Here is a 17,125-nt window from a genome sequence, read left to right as displayed (position 1 = left end):
TCTGGCGTTGTGAGGTGAAATCGCTCACGTTTGGAGGCTCAAAACCACTTCACACCTCTATCTGGCAGTCTAGCCAAGTCGAAGCAGGGAATGTTCAGAGTACGATGGTCGAAACCCGCTCACGCCCAGTCAGTGAAGGAAGGTAATGACGACGAATCCTGAGGAGACCGGTTTCCGCTATGACGCGGTGCTGGCCGAGAAGATCGAGAAGTCATGGCAGCGCACATGGGAACAGGCGGGAACTTTCCACGCGCCGAACCCCACCGGCGATCTGAGCCGGGCTGACGGAAGTCTCGATCGACAGGATTCGGAGTCTGCCTATGCTCCGCCACAGACTCTCGGTGAGCGTGAATCCCTCTACATCATGGACATGTTCCCCTACCCTTCAGGGGTGGGACTGCACGTCGGCCACCCCCTGGGATACCTGGGCACGGACGTCTACGGCCGCTATCAGCGGATGCGCGGGCACAACGTCATGCATGCTCTGTCCTATGATGCCTTCGGGCTGCCCGCCGATCTGTACGCGGTTCAGACGGGGCAACACCCACGCATCACGACGGATGCGAACATCAAGAACATGACACGTCAGCTGCGTCGGCTGGGGCTTGCCCACGACGCACGCCGCAGCTTCTCGACCACCGACGACGACTTCGTCCGGTGGACCCAGTGGATCTTCCTGCAGATCTTCAACTCCTGGTACGACCCGGAGGCAGCCACCGAGGGAGAGGATTCCGTCGGTGCCGCACGGCCGATCTCTACACTGGTCGAGGCATTCGAGCAGGGAACCAAACAGACACCTGACTCTCGTCCCTGGGCCGAACTGAGCCCGGCGGAGCAGGAGGACATCCTGCAGGACTACCGCTTAGCCTACGTCTCGGAATCCCCGGTCAACTGGTGCCCGGGGCTGGGCACAGTGCTCGCGAACGAGGAAGTTACGGCCGAGGGACTGTCCGAACGTGGCAACTTCCCTGTCTACACCCGCCGTCTGCGGCAGTGGAACATGCGCATCACCGCCTACGCAGACCGCCTCATCGACGACCTGGACGACTTGGATTGGCCTTCGGCCGTTCGCAGTATGCAGGTCAACTGGATCGGCCGCTCCAAGGGCGCCCTGCTGCGCCTGCCTGTGGCCGAATCAGATACTCAGGTCGAGGTCTACACGACCCGTCCGGACACGCTCTTCGGCGCCACCTATCTTGTCCTCAGCCCAGAGCATCCGCAGGTCGCTGAGCTGACTGCAGCTGAGTGGGATGAGCAGACGCCCGATTCGTGGCGCGGTGGTCAGCCCAGCCCCGCCGAGGCGATCGCCTCCTACCAGCGGGACGCGGCGGCGAAGACTGACGCGGATCGTCAGCAGAGCAAGGAGAAGACCGGAATCTTCACCGGTTCCTATGCGATCAATCCTGCGACCGGGGAGCAGATCCCCGTCTTCGTCGCCGACTATGTGCTGATGGGCTATGGCACCGGCGCGATCATGGCCGTTCCGGCGGAGGATGCTCGTGACTGGGACTTCGCGAAGTCCTTCGGACTGCCCTATGTGCGCACGGTGCAGCCTCCAGCCGACCACGATGAGGACACTCCCTTCACCGGCGCCGGGGTGATGATCAACTCCGCCAACGACAAGATCGACATCAACGGTCTCGAAGTCGATGCGGCGAAGGCGACGATCACCGACTGGCTGGCCAGCCAGGGTCTGGCCACCGAGTCGACCCAGTACCGACTGCGGGATTGGCTGTTCTCACGCCAGCGCTATTGGGGCGAACCGTTCCCGATCGTCTACAACGAGGCTGGCACCCCCATCGCACTGCCCGATTCCATGCTGCCGGTAGAGCTGCCGGAGGTCGACGACTTCGCACCTCGGACGTTTGCCGCCGACGATGCTGACAGTCATCCGGAACCTGCACTGGGGCGCAATCGCGACTGGGTCGAGGTCGAACTCGACCTGGGCGATGGTCCGCAGAGGTACTACCGCGAGACGAACACGATGCCCAACTGGGCCGGATCGTCCTGGTACCAGCTGCGCTACGCCGATCCGCACAACAGCGATCGTATCGTGGACCCGGTCAACGAGAACTACTGGATGGGTCCACGCGAATCCAAGCCGCGCGGCGGCGCCGACCTCTACGTGGGCGGTGCCGAGCACTCGGTTCTGCATCTTCTCTACGCCCGGTTCTGGCACAAGATCCTGTTCGACCTGGGCCACGTCACCTCGTCGGAGCCGTTCCATCGTCTGGTCAATCAGGGCTACATCCAGGCCTACGCCTACACCGACTCACGTGGGGTCTACGTTCCCGCCGCCGAGGTGGAGGAGAGGACCGATGACAAGGGCGAGTCGAGCTTCTGGTACGACGGTTCGCAGGTCAACCGTGAGTACGGCAAGATCGGCAAGTCGCTGAAGAACTCCGTCTCTCCCGATGAGATGTATGACGCGTACGGTGCAGACACATTCCGCGTCTATGAGATGTCGATGGGACCGATCGAACAGGCTCGCCCCTGGGAGACGCGTGCCGTCGTCGGCGCGCAGAGGTTCCTGCAGCGCGTGTGGCGTCTGTTCGTGGATGAGACCACCGGTGAGTCCGTCATCAGGGACGGTGCGGCCGATCCGGAGACGCTCAAGGTCCTTCACCAAGTCATCGACGGCGTCCGAGACGATATGGACCACCTGCGCTTCAACACCGCGATCTCGAAGCTGATCGTGCTCACGAATCATGCGACGAAGCAGGGTGGAGCCACGGCCGACGTGCTCGAACCGCTGGCGATCATGCTCTCGCCCTTCGCGCCGCACCTGGCCGAAGAGCTGTGGACGAAGCTGGGACGCACATCGACGGTGACCTATGCGACCTTCCCCATCGCGGACCCACAGCACCTGGTCGCCGACCAGGTCACCTGTGTAGTCCAGGTCAAGGGCAAGGTGCGTGCCAGGCTCGAGGTCGATCCCGATATCTCGGCAGAGGATCTGGAGAAGCTGGCACTGGAATCACCGAATGCCCTCAAAGCGCTCGACGGGGCCGGAGTGCGCAAGGTCATCGTTCGTGCGCCCAAATTGGTCAATATCGTCCCCGACGCCTGAGCGTCGGCGTCTGCCCGGAAGGGTTGGAAACATATGTCAATGGAAGCTACTCGGGATGAGATCCGGCACACCCTGGGTGTGAGGCCGACAATCGATCCGGCGACGGAGGTCGCTCGGCGTGTCGAATTCCTTGTCGACTACATCCTGACAACGGGCGTCAGAGGCCTGACCTTGGGTATCAGCGGCGGCCAGGACTCGACCCTGGCCGGACGCCTGTGCCAATTGGCGGTCGAGGAGCTGCGTCGGCGGGGAGCGAGAGCGGAATTCTGGGCGATCCGTCTGCCGCATCACGTTCAGGCCGATGAGAGTGACGCTCAGGATGCAATGGGTTTCATCCGCGCCGACCACGAAATCGTCATCAACATCGGTTCGGCCACAGACGCAGCGGCCGCGGAATATGAGAACGCCACCGGAGACGCCATCACCGACTTCGGCAAGGGCAACGTCAAGGCACGGATGCGGATGGTCGCTCAGTTCGAGCTGGCGGGGGAGAAGCGGCTCCTTGTCGCGGGCACCGATCACGCTGCCGAGGCGGTCACCGGCTTCTTCACCAAATTCGGCGACGGCGGTGTCGATGTGGTGCCGCTGGCCGGGCTGAACAAGCGGCAGGGACGAGCACTGCTTGCCCACCTCGGCGCGCCCGAGCACCTAGCGCACAAAGCTCCGACAGCGGACCTGCTCGATGACGAACCTGGCCAGACTGATGAGTCGTCACTGGGGCTCAGCTATGACCAGATCGACGACTTCCTCGAGGGCAGAGACATCGACAAGTCCGCGGCTGCGACACTCATCGAGAAGTACCGTGCCACCGAGCACAAACGTCGGACTCCGGTAACACCGACCGATTCGTGGTGGATCCGCCACTGACTCGGCGCCACTGATTCGGCTCAGGCGACGAGTCCGAGTTCCAATGCTGTCTGGTTGAATTCCCACCGAGCGGAGACGAACCTGTCGCCCAAGCTCTCGCCGCGGCTGCGTGCTTCTGTGTACTCTCGCCAGCCACCCTTGCGGGTGTCACCTGGACGGATCTCTCGCTTCGTCATATCGTCGGCCAGCGGCCGCGTCTCTTCGTTGACCCAGATCGAGAGAGCCTCGGCCGCGCGATAGAGATTCATGAACGCGGTGTGCGAGCGTGAATTGTCGAAGCTGGACTTCGAGAATTCCTGCCTGAACGTGTGCAGCGGCTCGAGTTCGTCGACTTCGAGCGCCCCGTAGGTCGCGTCAAGACGCAGCGACTGCACCAGACCGGCAGAATCCGGGAGCAGGTCCAGGATCCGCTGTGCTCGCTCTTCGTCGGGCAGCGCAGTGACCTCTTCGTCGACGGGGGTCAGTCCCAGCGTGTCGAGGCGCCCGCGCTCGGTGCTCAGCAGCTGGCGCAGGGAATCGATCTGTGTCTGCGCCCGTCGCCACTCCCCATGGAACATAAGCAGGGCCCCGATGACGCCCAGGCACAGAACGAGGCCGAGGATCCAGGCGAACGGATGCAGTCCGGGCACAGCGAAGACCACGATGCCCAGAACGCTGAGCACCGCGAATGTCACGGCTGCCGGTGAGTTGGTCAGGAAATCAAAGAAACGCTTCACAATTCCAAGGGTACTGTTTCAACCTGCAGATATCGTGGAACCTAGTGGCATATAGTGTGGCTGAAACGCCGGGACGAAGCAGGGAGAACACGGGTTGAAGATTTCAGTCATCGGGTGCGGATACTTGGGTGCTGTGCATGCGGCGGCTATGGCATCACTGGGACACGAGGTGGTCGGCGTCGACGTCGACGCAGACAAGATTGCGGCGCTGACCTCTGGTCGGCCGCCGTTCTTCGAACCGGGCCTGAGTGAATTGCTGGTGAAGGGTCAGAATCTCGGCAGTCTCGAGTTCACCACCGATGTCTCGCGTGTCGCGGATTCGGCGATCCATTTCGTGTGTGTCGGGACTCCGCAGAAGCCCGGGGAGTTCGCAGCCGATGTCACGTTTGTCGATGCCGCAGTAGATTCGCTGGTTCCCCACCTGACTTCGACGTCTGTGGTTGTGGGTAAGTCCACGGTTCCTGTCGGCACCGCTGAGCGTCTGGCCTCTGTGCTGGCTCCCACGGGTGCGTCTCTGATGTGGAATCCGGAGTTCCTGCGTGAGGGCCATGCAGTTGAGGACACACTGCACCCGAATCGTCTGGTCTACGGCGTAGCTGAGGGCGAGTCCGGCGAGCGGGCCACAGCAGTCCTCGACGAAGTGTATGCGACGATGCTGGCGGACCAGACCCCGCGAATGGTCACAGACTTCGCGACGGCCGAGCTGGTCAAGACCGCTGCGAACTCGTTCCTGGCCACGAAGATCTCGTTCATCAATGCTATGGCTGAGCTGTGCGAAGCCTCGGGCGCGGATGTGACTCAGCTGGCGGATGCGATCGGGATGGATGATCGCATCGGACGGAAGTTCCTCAATGCCGGACTCGGCTTCGGCGGTGGGTGTCTGCCCAAGGACATCCGTGCATTCATGGCGCGTGCCGGTGAGCTGGGGGCTGACCAGGCGGTGGCGTTCCTGCGTGAGATCGATTCGATCAACATGCGTCGGCGTGTGCGCATGGTCGACATTGCCCGGGATACTTTGGACGGCTCGTTCATCGGGAAGAAGATCACGGTCCTCGGTGCCGCGTTCAAACCCAACAGCGACGATGTCAGGGATTCGCCTGCTCTGGCGGTGGCGCGGCTGATTGCGACGCAGGGCGGTGTGGTTACGGTGACGGATCCGCAGGCGATCGACAATGCCGCACGATCGTTTCCCGAGCTGAACTACGTGGCTGATGCCTCTCAGGCGCTGGCTGGTGCCGATGCGGTGCTGCTGCTGACGGAGTGGCAGGAATATCGGGATCTTGATCCGGTCGCCACGGCGTCGCTGGTGGCGGGCAAAGTCCTCATCGATGGCAGGAATGTGCTGACTCCGCAGGTGTGGCGCTCAGCTGGATGGACATATCGGGCTCTGGGCCGTCCATGAGGATCGGCCTGGTCACTGATTCGACGGCCCAGCTGTCGGATGCAGAGGAAGCCACGCTGCGTGAGATCACCGGTGATCTCTTCGCCGTCGTTCCCCTGACGGTGCTCGTCGGAGGGGTCGCCTTCACCGACGGGGAACTCGCCGCTGGAGACCTGTGCCGGAAGATGGACGAGGGCGCCGAGGTGTCGACGTCCATGGCGACACCTGCTCAGTTCGCGAACGCCTATGCGACGTTGCTTGATCATGGTGCCGAGTCGATCATCACCGTGACCATTTCCGGAGATCTCTCCGGGACCCGCGACTCGGCCGTGGCCGCAGCACAGAACGAAGAGTCGCTGATCAATGTCGTCGACTCCCGAACCACCTCGGCGGGACTGGCCGGTGCTCTGGCGATCGCGGCCGCCGGAATCTCGCAGGGACACGACGTGGCATCGATCGCCGGCACAGTCGCCGACTGGTGCGCTGACGAGACTCGAACCGCATTCGCTCCGGAGACCTTGGAGCACCTGCGCCGAGGTGGTCGCATCGGCGCCGCCTCCTCACTGCTGGGCCGAGCCCTGCAGATCGTTCCGGTGCTTGGACTCAACGCTGGTGTCGTCGCTCCTGTCGCGAGGGTCCGGACACGCACGAAGGCACTGGAGCGCATGGTTGCGCTGGCCGGTGAAGCCGCGACAGAGATCGACTCCGATGAGCAGGACGTCTACGTGGAGATCCAGCACGCGGACGGTGAACCCTCCCACCCCGATGTGGTCATGCTGCGCGAGCAGATCGAAGGTGCCGGTCTGCCGACGACGTTTCGAACCTTGTCGACCATCATCACCGCCCACGTCGGCTCCGGCACGATCGGTATCACGGTCCAGACCAGACCCTGATCTCCTTACCGCAGGGCCACTCACGTTCGTTGAACTGTGGACGACGGTCCGACTCATGTGCGTTTGAGGTGTGGACCGGCGAACGGTTTCCACAGGCGGCATTTCGGCCCTGGTGCGATCGAAGCAGCTGCCCTTAGCTTGTCGACATGGCTGTCTCTCCCGATGATCGCTTCGCAGGCCTCATCAACTCCAGCGCCGAACGCGGCGGATGGGTCCCAGGAGACGTCTTCGGAAGCGACAGCGAAGGCGAAGAGGAGCCGGTCGAGCCGCGCCGGGTGCGTCTGCCGATCCTCGTCGCGGTGACCGTCGCTACCATTGCTGTGCTCGTCATGGCCTTTCTCATTCTTCGCCCGGCCCCACAGCCTGCCGCCACTGGGGTCCAGGAGGGTTCGGCCTCCGGCGGAGGAGCGACCTCGACCGAGACGAAGGCGGGGGCATCTCCAGGACAGAACCAAGCTGCTGCAGACGAAGCCACGCCGGCAGTCCAGAGCGTCGATCCCGGCACGGTCGTCGTCCATATCACCGGGGCGGTGAAGAGACCCTCAGTCGTGACCCTGAGCGCTGGAGCTCGAGTCCAGGACGCCGTGGAGAAGGCAGGCGGACTGAAGGAACAGGCGGATGCGGAGGCTATCAACCTCGCTCGCATCCTCCAAGACGGCGAGCAGATCCACATCCCCGCCCACGGAGAGGAAGCAGAACCCGGAAGCGCCGATCCCGGCAGTGCCGAATCGAAGGCGGCAGGGGGCGCAGGGACCGGCAGTGAGGGAGGAGACAGCGCAGCTGGTGCTCCCGGCAGCGGAGCAGCCAGCGCGGCCGGTGCCTCCGACGGTGGGGCTGCAGAGCAGGGCGCACAGGTGGATCTCAATACGGCTGATCTCGCGACTCTGGAGACGCTGCCGGGAGTCGGACCGGTGACGGCCGAGTCGATCATCGCCTACCGCGAAGTACAGCCCTTCACCAGCATCGAAGATCTGCTGCTTGTCCAGGGGATCGGACCCAAGACATTCGAGAGCCTCAAAGATCGTGTCTCGGTCGGATAGGGCCCGGCGAGAGCGAGCGAACTGTTCGAAGGCTCAGTGGGTGAGAGATCGTTGGAGAGCCGTACTCAACTGGGCGCGCTCGGCTGCGAAGGTCTGGCCAGGATCCGTTCGCCTGCTCATCTGCGCGCTGGGTCTGTGGATCACCGCGCTGGTGGCTCCAGGGCCATGGGCGCTCCTCGCCGCTCCGCCCCTTGTCGGTCTCGGCTTCCTCTGCCTGCGCAGACACCACCACCTGGGAGTGCTCCTCATCGTGTTCGCGTGTCTGTTCTCGGTTCAGACCGCCATGCTCGGTGCCGGCCGCGGAACTGAAGAAGTCACCGATGTGGAGGGCATCGTGGTCGGACACAGCCAACCGGGGGCTTCTGGCTGGTCTCGACTCACGGTGCTGACATCGACAGGACTCACCGAGGTGCTCAGCCCCTCCACGCCTTCCGATGGTTCGCACGTGTCCATGCGCACAGAAGCTCTCGACGACATCCGCATCAGCAGCAATGAAGCGACGGTCCTGCGCACACCGAACAGGCTGTGGCAGTGGCGAGGAGACCTGCGCATGCAGCTGCGGCAGGATTCCCTGGCCTCAGGACACAGCGGCGGTGCACTGCTGCCGGGCCTCGTGGTCGGTGACACCGAGCCTCAGGATGCACGGATGGAAGACGATATGCGTGTGGTGTCCCTGACTCACATTTCGGCTGTTTCAGGCAGCAATGTCACGATTGTCAGTCTCGGCGCCGGACTGTTGGCCGGACTGTGCGGGGCCGGTCCTCGAACTCGCGTCGGTCTCGGGGTTCTCACTTGCATGGGGTATGTGTTCGTGGTGGGGTTCGAACCCAGCGCCATCCGTGCCGCGGGTATGGCGATCGCGGTCGCCTTCGTCTTCCTCCGTGGGGGAGGGATTTCACCGGTGGCGGTGATGAGCTCGACCGTGTGCATCCTGCTCACCGTTGTCCCTGTGCTGGCGACCTCGGTAGGCTTCGTGCTCTCCGTCGTCTCGACCGCTGCAATCATGTTCGTCGTCCCGATCATTCTGCGGCGACTGAGCCTGCGCCTGTCGATGGTCCCCGCCATCGTCCTCAGCGCCCTCATCGTGCCCCTGGTCGCCCAACTGGCCTGCACCCCGGTCCTCGTGGCCATCGACCCCCGGATAGGGCTGTGGTCGGTGGCGGCGAACGCTCTGGCCGCGCCCGCAGTCCTGCCCGCCACTGTCCTCGGGTTCCTATCGCTGGTATGCGGGGGAGTCGGTCTCGTCGGAGTCCCCGGACTGCTGTGGTGTGCTCAGCTTCCTGCCTGGCTCGGCTCGCTGTGCGCATGGTGGATCGTGGCCGTTGCCAGGATCTGTGCCGGACTGCCCGGAGCTGCGCTCGACTGGCCCGAACCGCCGTGGGGGACACTGGCCGCGCTCGGACTCCTCATCGTGCTGGGTGCAGGTTCCTGGCTGTTGGTGCGCAGAAGGCTGTGGGGAGTCCCGGTCGTCGTCCTCTGCATCTGCCTGACCGCACTGATCATCGTGGTCGGTCGGACGAAGCCACCGGCACACGATTGGTTGGTGATGATCTGCGATGTCGGGCAGGGATCGGCAACACTGATCAACCTCGGCGAGGGCCGCGGCCTCGTCATCGACACAGGGAAGGACCCGAAGCCCGTCGATGTGTGCCTCGACGAGGGCGGGATCGAGGAGTTCGATCTCCTCATCTCCCACTTCGACGCCGATCACAGCGCCGGGTATGCCGGAACCACTTGGTCGCGGACCCTGCACCGCCTATGGGTGTCTACCAACGTCAGCGGGGGAGAGGCGATGCACAGCATTGTCGAGGACACCGGCGCCGAGGTGGTCACGACAGCGCGTGGACGCACGTTCGACGCCGGTGGGGCCCAGATCGAGGTGCTCTGGCCACCTGCGCGAGAGACCGCGGGGGCAGAGGAGAACGCGGGAGCAGAAGAGACCGCAGGAGCAGCAGAGACCGCAAAGACAGAGGGGACCGAAGTGCGCAATGACGACTCACTGGTCCTCCGGGTCGAACAGAAGGGACTGCGCTACCTTGTCCCCGGCGACATCGGAGAAGACGAACAGTTCATCGTCGCCCAGAATCTCGAACCCGTCGACCTGCTCATCGCACCCCACCATGGCTCCTCCGACCTGTCGGAAGACTTCTTCACTGCTGCAGGCGCTCGCCTCGGAGCGATCTCAGTGGGGGAGAACAGCTACGGCCATCCCACCCCACGAGCCCAACGAGCCTTCGGGCCCGTCCCGGTTCTGCGCACCGACCTCTGCGGCACCATCGCCATCTATGCAAACGCGCAATACAGTACGGGGCGAAGCTGTGGCGGTGATGGACAGTGACTCCCGCGGTAGGCTCCGGTGACCGAGGCACATCGAGTCCGTGGCTAACGATAGGCTGGGCGCATGGCAGTGAAGAAGACCCTGATCCCGTGGAGTTCCGCGAAGCCCGCGCCCGTAGTGATGATCTCCGGAAACGAGCCTGTGCTCATCCGCATGGCCAAGGATCGGATCGTCACTGCCGCGCGGAAGTCCGACCCGGAGGAGATCGAGTTCGACGCCGCCGGATACCAGGGTGGAGAGCTGCTCATGGCCGCCTCGCCCTCATTGTTCTCCTCCTCCAAACTCATCGTCGTCGACAGCGTCGAGAAGTGTTCGGAGGCGTTCTTGGCAGATGCGCTCGCCTACCTCGATGAGCCCAATGACGATGCCGTCGTCCTGCTTCTTCACGGAGGCGGCAACCGCGGCGCCAAATTGGTCAAGAAGATCGAGTCGAACGGATTCCCCCGGGTCGATGCTGCGCCGCTGAAGAACGAGAGCGACCGCGCCAAATTCGCCCAAGGACGATTCAAGGCTGCGAAGAGGCAGATCGACGAATCAGGGATGGCCGCGCTCATGTCTGCACTCGGGGCCGACCTGTCCGAACTCAATGCCGGAGTCGACCAGCTCATCGAGGACACCGACGGAACCATCACCGCGCAGATCGTCGACCAGTACTACGGCGGACGAGTGGAGGCCACCGGCTTCAAAGTCGCCGACGCCGCAGTCGGAGGTGATGCGAAGAGCGCGCTGAGCCTCCTGCGCCACGCACTGTCGACCGGGTCCGACCCGGTGCCCCTGGTTGCCGCGGTCGCGATGAAGCTGCGATCGATGGCCAAGGTCCAGGGATTCTCGGGATCGAGCGGCGAGCTCGCCTCGGAGCTGAAGATGGCTCCCTGGCAGGTCGATCGTGCCCGGCGCGAGGTGCGCCGGTGGAACGAAGTCGCCTTGGGGCAGTCATTGATCGCGGCAGCCGAAGCTGATGAGGCCGTCAAAGGCGGAGGCCGTGACCCGGTCTATGCGGTCGAATGGTTCGTCTCCGAAGTCTGCCGGTTGGCTCGTCAGCGCTGAGCGGTGAAGAGTCTCTGAGCGGAGTACAGACTCTGAATGGTGAATAGTTGAGGGGCCCGATCCAAACGGATCGGGCCCCTCGAAGCTATAGCCTCAGTGATCGACTCAGAGAGCGTTGATCTGCGTGGCCATGCGCGACTTGCGGTTCGCAGCGTTGTTCTTGTGCAGAACACCCTTCGAAACGGCCTTGTCGAGCTTACGGGCGGCAACAGCATAAGCCTGCTGTGCTTCGTCCTTGTTGCCGGCAGCAATGTTCTCGCGGACGACGCGGATATGTGACCGAACCTCGGACCGCACAGCCTTGTTGCGCTGGCGAGCCTTCTCGTTGGTTTCAATCCGCTTGATCTGTGACTTGATATTAGCCAATTTCAACACTCTTTCGTGTTAGTGGAACATGGTCGTGAGGGCACACCTGACCGACATACTCATCTCCGCGGGGAAACACATCGATGATATCGAGCCTGATGGCATCTTCACCCGACCTCAGCGAGACACACGCCTTTGATGAAGATACTTTCTCAACGATACAGGCTGATTCCGTCAGGCAGAAATTCAATCCGCGTGAATCACGCGAGCGAGCATCAGCTGTCTACGTGTGTGATGGCGAGGATACTGCCAGCCGGGTCCTCGATCACCGCGAACTGATCATTGTGAACAAGAACCTTGCCGCCCAGAGCGGTGCATCGTTGCGCGCTGACTGCGACATCGGCGACGTTGATGTATACGAGCCAGACAGGCGGAAGCGATGCATTCGCGCCGCGCCGGTGGCATATACCGCCGACATAGTCAGCACCGTCTGCAGTCTTGAGGAAGTAGTCGGAGTAGCCTTCCATGTCCCACTCTTCGACAGTCCATCCGATCACATCTGTGTAGAAATCACGGAGTGGGCCAGCCTCCGGGACTGTCAGGTCCGCGGAAACGATGGTGCCTATCCTGTGACTGTCCATGATCGAATTCTCAGTGGGGGAGACGATCCTGTCAATGCTTTGTGCTGATGGACGAGCAGGCTCAACCGGCGGCGACGTTCCTGCCGATCTGCTCGAAGATCTCGCGCGGCATGATCGATCCTTCTCGACGGATGGACTGCGGATCGAGTCGGATCACACGGTCGAGACGAATCTCGGAGGGCCTGCCGTGCGAGTCCCAATCGCCGCTGCCGATGTTCATCCACCGGGCATGGCGGTCTTCGCGAACCTCTCCGACTCCACCGGAAATGTGGTCCTGGCTGGTGAGCATGAGCGCGAGCACCCAGCGACCGTCCTTGCCCACGACCAGGGAAGGGCGATCCTTGCCCTGGGAATGGTCTTCTTCGTAGGGGACCCATCCCCAGACGACCTCTCCCGGATCGGCATCACCGTCGAGATCGGGTGAATAGGTGACATTGACCGGGCCGCGGTAATCACCCGGGTAGTCGCTCTGACCCGCCGAGGCGGGGTCGGATGACCGTGCATCTGCCCCACCAGTTCCACTTCTTCCAGGACCATTCGGGCGCGGGCCCGACCCCTGCGGGCCCGCTTTCTTCTTCGCCTGTGATTCCTTGAGGAATTTGAAGCCTTCGTTGACGCCGATCTTGACGACGCGATTGACCAGTGATTTCCAACTCATGGTCACTAAGCCTAATCGACGTAGCTCAGGACCGCCTCGACCGGAAAGTGGTCGGAGGGGTATTCGCCGTCAGCAGAGAAGGTGTTGATCCGGGTCGACACGGTCCGCAGGTCCGATGAGGTCAGGATCCAGTCGATCCGGCCATCCCCGTCCTTCGGGCCCTTGTAGCGGTGGAAGGTGCCGATGTTCTCACCCGGGACGATTGCCCCGGTGTCGGTGAGTCCCAGCTCAGTGCAGAAATAGTTGTAGACGGGGGAGCCCGTGGCGACGTTGAAATCTCCTGTGACCACGCACGGACCGGTGGCCGCGGCGAGATGGCCGGCCATGATCTTCCCTGATTCCAGACGAGCCTCTTCGGACTTGTGATCGAGGTGAGTGTTGAGCAGGCGTAGCGACTGCCCGGCGAGACGATCCCGAAAATCGACCACTGTCAGCGTCCGGGCGTGGGAGACACCCCAGGATTCGGAGGCGACCGTCTCCGGATGTTCGGACAGCCAGCTGATGTCGACGGTGTCGACGTCGAATCGCGATGAGTCGTAGATGACCGCGGTGAACTCACCCGAATTGCCGCCCGAATGTCCCTCACCCAACCAGATGTACTCACCGGGAAGCAGGCTGATGAGTGTCTCGAGCTGATCGAGCTCACCCTCCTGCGTGCCGATAATATGAGGGTGAGCCTGGGTGATGAGCTCGGCGGCGATGGGCAGGCGCTTGGCCACGGGATGGCCGTCCATCGCCGGATATCTGAGGTTGAAGCTCATGATCGAGAAATCGCTCATGGCTCAATCTTCGCCGATCGCCGTCGAATGTGCAGGATCGGCACCGGGATTCTCAGTGAGTTCGAGTCGGAGATAAGAAGCTGGGCTCGCATGCACCGGGGTGCGGAGGATTCCAGTCTGGTGCGCAACCCATGGAACAATGGAAGTTCTGGTCTGTCGAAGGAAGTCTGTCGAAGGAAGGGCGTTCATGTCACCTCAGGTGAAGCCGCAAGCACTCGAACGGATTTCGCCGTCCGCTACATCACCCGAGTTGATCCGCAATTTCTGCATCATTGCTCACATCGACCATGGAAAGTCGACCCTGGCCGACAGGATGCTCCAGGTCACCGGGGCGGTTCAGCCGCGCGATATGCGAGCTCAGTACCTCGACCGGATGGACATCGAACGCGAACGCGGAATCACGATCAAGTCCCAGGCCGTGCGCATGGCCTGGGAGAACGAGGGCACTCCCTTCGCTCTCAACATGATCGACACTCCGGGGCACGTCGACTTCAGCTATGAGGTTTCCAGATCCCTGGCTGCCTGTGAAGGTGCGCTCCTTCTCGTCGACGCAGCACAGGGCATCGAAGCCCAGACTCTGGCCAACCTCTACATGGCCATGGAGAACGATCTCGCGATCATTCCCGTCCTCAACAAGATCGACCTCCCCGCCGCACAGCCCGAGAAGTACGCGGAAGAGCTGGCCAACCTCATCGGCTGCGAACCCGAGGACTGTCTGCTGGTGTCGGGCAAGACCGGTGAAGGTGTCGACGCAGTCCTCGATCGCATCATCTCGGACATTCCTGCTCCTGTCGGCGACGCCGATGCGCCGGCTCGAGCCATGATCTTCGATTCCGTCTACGATACGTACCGGGGGGTCGTGACCTATGTGCGCCTCATCGACGGTTCGCTGCATCCGCGTGAGAAGCTGACGATGATGTCGACGGGCAGCACCCACGAGCTCCTCGAGATCGGCGTCTCCTCACCGGAGCCGAAGGCCACGAAGGGCCTGGGCGTCGGCGAGGTCGGATATCTCATCACCGGTGTCAAAGACGTGCGCCTGTCCAAGGTCGGCGACACGGTCACACTGAATTCTGCACCAGCCACGCAGGCGCTTGAGGGTTACAAGGAACCTAAGCCAATGGTGTATTCCGGGCTGTTCCCAATCGATGGATCGGACTACCCGATCCTGCGCGATGCCCTTGACAAGCTCAAACTCAACGATGCCTCGCTGGCTTACGAGCCAGAGACCTCGACGGCGCTGGGCTTCGGCTTCCGCTGCGGATTCCTCGGACTTCTCCACCTCGAAGTCCTGCGTGATCGCCTCGAACGCGAATACGACCTCGACCTCATCTCCACCGCACCCAGCGTGATCTACGACGTCACGATGGAAGACGGATCGGAGATGGAGGTCACGAACCCGAGCGAGTATCCGACCGGCAAGATCAAAGAGGTCCGCGAACCCATGGTCCGGGCCACCATCCTCACCCCGAGCGATTACATCGGCGCGGTGATGGAACTGTGCCAGACGCGTCGCGGCAGTCTTCAGGGAATGGACTACCTGTCCTCGGACCGGGTCGAGATCCGTTACCGACTGCCCCTGGCCGAGATCGTCTTCGACTTCTTCGACCAGCTGAAGTCGAAGACCAAGGGCTACGCGACCCTCGATTACTCCGATGACGGCGAAGACGCAGCGGACCTGGTCAAGGTCGACATCCTGCTTCACGGAGATCACGTCGACGCCTTCTCTGCGATCGTCCACCGCGACAACTCCTACTCCTACGGTGTGCTCATGGCTGGCAAGCTGCGCAAGCTGATCCCGCGCCAGCAGTTCGAGGTGCCGATCCAGGCTGCCATCGGTTCGCGCATCATCGCTCGTGAGACCATCCGCGCCATCCGCAAGGATGTGCTGAGCAAGTGCTACGGCGGAGACATCAGCCGAAAGCGCAAGCTGCTGGAGAAGCAGAAGGAAGGCAAGAAGCGGATGAAGGTCGTCGGCAATGTCGAGGTCCCTCAGGAGGCCTTCATCGCCGCTCTGTCCTCGGATGATCCGGAGCCCAAGAAGGAATCCAAGAAGTAAGTGCCCGCACAACCGACTGGTGAGACTCCACCGCTTGACGGTTCGCTGCCGGCCTCGGCCGGGGTCGGCGCGGCCTCTCGCGGGCTGAGCCTGTACGTTCACGTCCCCTACTGTCGGGTCCGCTGCGGCTACTGCGACTTCAACACCTACACCGCAGAGGATCTGGGACCCGGCGCCTCCCGCGAGGACTACCGCAGCAATCTTGCCCGCGAACTTGATCTGTCGACTCGTGTCCTCGCCGAGGCGGGGGGCGCCGACCGTGCGGTGACGACGATCTTCTTCGGCGGAGGTACCCCGACGATGTTGGCCGCCGAGGTGCTGGCCGGTGTGATGGATGACATCCGCGACCGCTTCCGGTTGGCACCGGATGTCGAGGTCACGACCGAAGCGAACCCCGACACATTGGACCCGAGCTACATTGCGACCCTGGCAGCGGCTGGGTTCACGAGGATCTCCTTGGGCATGCAGTCGGCTGTGCCCCATGTGCTCGCGACCTTGGACCGCACACACGACCCGGAGAAGATCCCGGATGTGGCGAAATGGATCAAAGAAGCCGGTCTGGAGCTGAGCCTCGATCTCATCTACGGCACACCGGGCGAGTCCATCGACGATTGGCGCAGGTCACTTCAGGTGGCGCTGAGCAACGACGTCGATCACATCTCCGCCTATTCGCTCATCGTCGAACCCGGTACGAAGATGGGCGCCATGGTTCGCCGAGGTGATCTGCCGATGCCCGACGAAGACGACCTGGCCGACAAATACGAGATCGCCGATGCCGCCATGGAGGCGGCCGGTCTGCACTGGTACGAGGTCAGCAACTGGTCGACGTCAGCGGAGACCCGCTGCGACCACAACATGGCCTACTGGCGCAATGCCGATTGGTGGGGCTTCGGACCCGGAGCCCATTCGCACATCGGTGGAGTGCGGTTCTGGAACGCCAAACATCCTCGTGCCTGGTCCGACCGGCTGCTCGCAGGCGAGTCGCCTGCCATCGGTCGTGAGGTGTTGGAAGCATCGACCCAGGAGATCGAGCGGATCATGCTCGCGGCTCGCATCGATTCGGAACTGCCTCTGGACTCACTGGGCACAGGCAGTGACAGGGCGATCAGGGGATTCGTCCAGCAGGGACTTCTCGATGGAGACGCCGTGGATGAAGGCCGCTTCGAACCTACGTTGCAGGGCCGGCTGATGGCTGACTACATGGTTCGTATCCTCACGGACTACGTGGACTGAACCACCACCATGTGAACTGAACCGAACGCAGAGAAGCCGCTGTCATCGATTGCGATGGCGGCGGCTTCTCTGTGCTGAGATGACTCTCAGATCATGT

Annotated in this window: 14 protein-coding genes; 9 read left to right on the top strand and 5 right to left on the bottom strand. The window is 62.7% G+C overall.

Annotated features, from left to right (window positions below; translation table 11 throughout):
• Window positions 1-145: 145 nt before the first annotated feature.
• Together leuS and nadE are read left to right on the top strand one after the other, a co-directional pair.
• Window positions 146-3,070: a leucine--tRNA ligase gene (gene leuS, locus FO013_RS07065; protein ID WP_143921842.1), complete on the top strand. Its 2,925-nt coding sequence runs from the start codon at window positions 146-148 to the stop codon at window positions 3,068-3,070.
• 39 nt (window positions 3,071-3,109) lie between these two features.
• The gene (gene nadE, locus FO013_RS07060) at window positions 3,110-3,937 is read left to right on the top strand and encodes an ammonia-dependent NAD(+) synthetase (RefSeq protein ID WP_313900572.1); all 828 of its coding nucleotides are present in this window, start codon (window positions 3,110-3,112) and stop codon (window positions 3,935-3,937) included.
• Between the two features lie 20 nt (window positions 3,938-3,957).
• Here the strand turns inward: nadE and FO013_RS07055 are convergent, their stop codons facing one another.
• On the bottom strand, window positions 3,958-4,653 hold the full coding sequence (locus tag FO013_RS07055) for a hypothetical protein (RefSeq protein ID WP_143921840.1): 696 nt from the start codon (window positions 4,651-4,653) through the stop codon (window positions 3,958-3,960).
• A 94-nt stretch (window positions 4,654-4,747) separates the two neighbouring features.
• On the opposite strand from FO013_RS07055, the gene FO013_RS07050 reads away from it, so the two are divergent.
• The 5 genes from FO013_RS07050 (at window position 4,748) to holA (ending at window position 11,352) form a co-directional block, all read left to right on the top strand.
• Entirely contained in the window at window positions 4,748-6,055 is a 1,308-nt protein-coding gene (locus FO013_RS07050) for a UDP-glucose dehydrogenase family protein (protein ID WP_143921839.1), read from the top strand.
• Window positions 6,052-6,927: a DegV family protein gene (locus tag FO013_RS07045; protein ID WP_260848034.1), complete on the top strand. Its 876-nt coding sequence runs from the start codon at window positions 6,052-6,054 to the stop codon at window positions 6,925-6,927. The genes FO013_RS07050 and FO013_RS07045 overlap by 4 nt, the downstream gene beginning before the upstream one ends.
• Before the next feature lie 146 nt (window positions 6,928-7,073).
• Window positions 7,074-7,967: a helix-hairpin-helix domain-containing protein gene (locus FO013_RS07040; RefSeq protein WP_143921837.1), complete on the top strand. Its 894-nt coding sequence runs from the start codon at window positions 7,074-7,076 to the stop codon at window positions 7,965-7,967.
• Between the two features lie 40 nt (window positions 7,968-8,007).
• Window positions 8,008-10,305 carry a ComEC/Rec2 family competence protein gene (locus FO013_RS07035; RefSeq protein WP_143921836.1) on the top strand — a complete coding sequence of 766 codons (2,298 nt, stop codon included), beginning with the start codon at window positions 8,008-8,010 and terminating at the stop codon, window positions 10,303-10,305.
• Between the two features lie 63 nt (window positions 10,306-10,368).
• Window positions 10,369-11,352, top strand: coding sequence for a DNA polymerase III subunit delta (gene holA / locus FO013_RS07030; RefSeq protein WP_143921835.1), 984 nt, complete (start codon window positions 10,369-10,371; stop codon window positions 11,350-11,352).
• A gap of 105 nt (window positions 11,353-11,457) precedes the next feature.
• Here holA and rpsT read toward each other — a convergent pair whose 3' ends face one another.
• The 4 genes from rpsT to FO013_RS07010 all read right to left on the bottom strand — a co-directional run bounded on the left by rpsT (window position 11,458) and on the right by FO013_RS07010 (window position 13,736).
• Complete coding sequence (gene rpsT, locus FO013_RS07025; RefSeq protein WP_143921834.1) at window positions 11,458-11,718, bottom strand: 30S ribosomal protein S20; 261 nt, start codon at window positions 11,716-11,718, stop codon at window positions 11,458-11,460.
• A 215-nt stretch (window positions 11,719-11,933) separates the two neighbouring features.
• A complete protein-coding gene (locus FO013_RS07020) occupies window positions 11,934-12,299 on the bottom strand; it encodes a VOC family protein (protein WP_143921833.1) in 366 nt (121 codons plus the stop codon).
• A gap of 61 nt (window positions 12,300-12,360) precedes the next feature.
• The gene (locus tag FO013_RS07015; protein ID WP_143921832.1) at window positions 12,361-12,957 is read right to left on the bottom strand and encodes a type II toxin-antitoxin system PemK/MazF family toxin; all 597 of its coding nucleotides are present in this window, start codon (window positions 12,955-12,957) and stop codon (window positions 12,361-12,363) included.
• A gap of 11 nt (window positions 12,958-12,968) precedes the next feature.
• Complete coding sequence (locus tag FO013_RS07010; RefSeq protein ID WP_143921831.1) at window positions 12,969-13,736, bottom strand: endonuclease/exonuclease/phosphatase family protein; 768 nt, start codon at window positions 13,734-13,736, stop codon at window positions 12,969-12,971.
• A gap of 187 nt (window positions 13,737-13,923) precedes the next feature.
• Between FO013_RS07010 and lepA the strand changes: the two genes are divergently transcribed.
• The gene (gene lepA, locus FO013_RS07005) at window positions 13,924-15,795 is read left to right on the top strand and encodes a translation elongation factor 4 (RefSeq protein ID WP_260848033.1); all 1,872 of its coding nucleotides are present in this window, start codon (window positions 13,924-13,926) and stop codon (window positions 15,793-15,795) included.
• Window positions 15,796-17,028: a radical SAM family heme chaperone HemW gene (gene hemW / locus FO013_RS07000; protein ID WP_143921830.1), complete on the top strand. Its 1,233-nt coding sequence runs from the start codon at window positions 15,796-15,798 to the stop codon at window positions 17,026-17,028.
• Window positions 17,029-17,125: the final 97 nt, after the last annotated feature.

Source organism: Brevibacterium aurantiacum (genome assembly GCF_007558825.1).
GTDB lineage: Bacteria > Actinomycetota > Actinomycetes > Actinomycetales > Brevibacteriaceae > Brevibacterium > Brevibacterium aurantiacum_A.
This window is presented reverse-complemented; position numbering and strand designations above follow the sequence as displayed.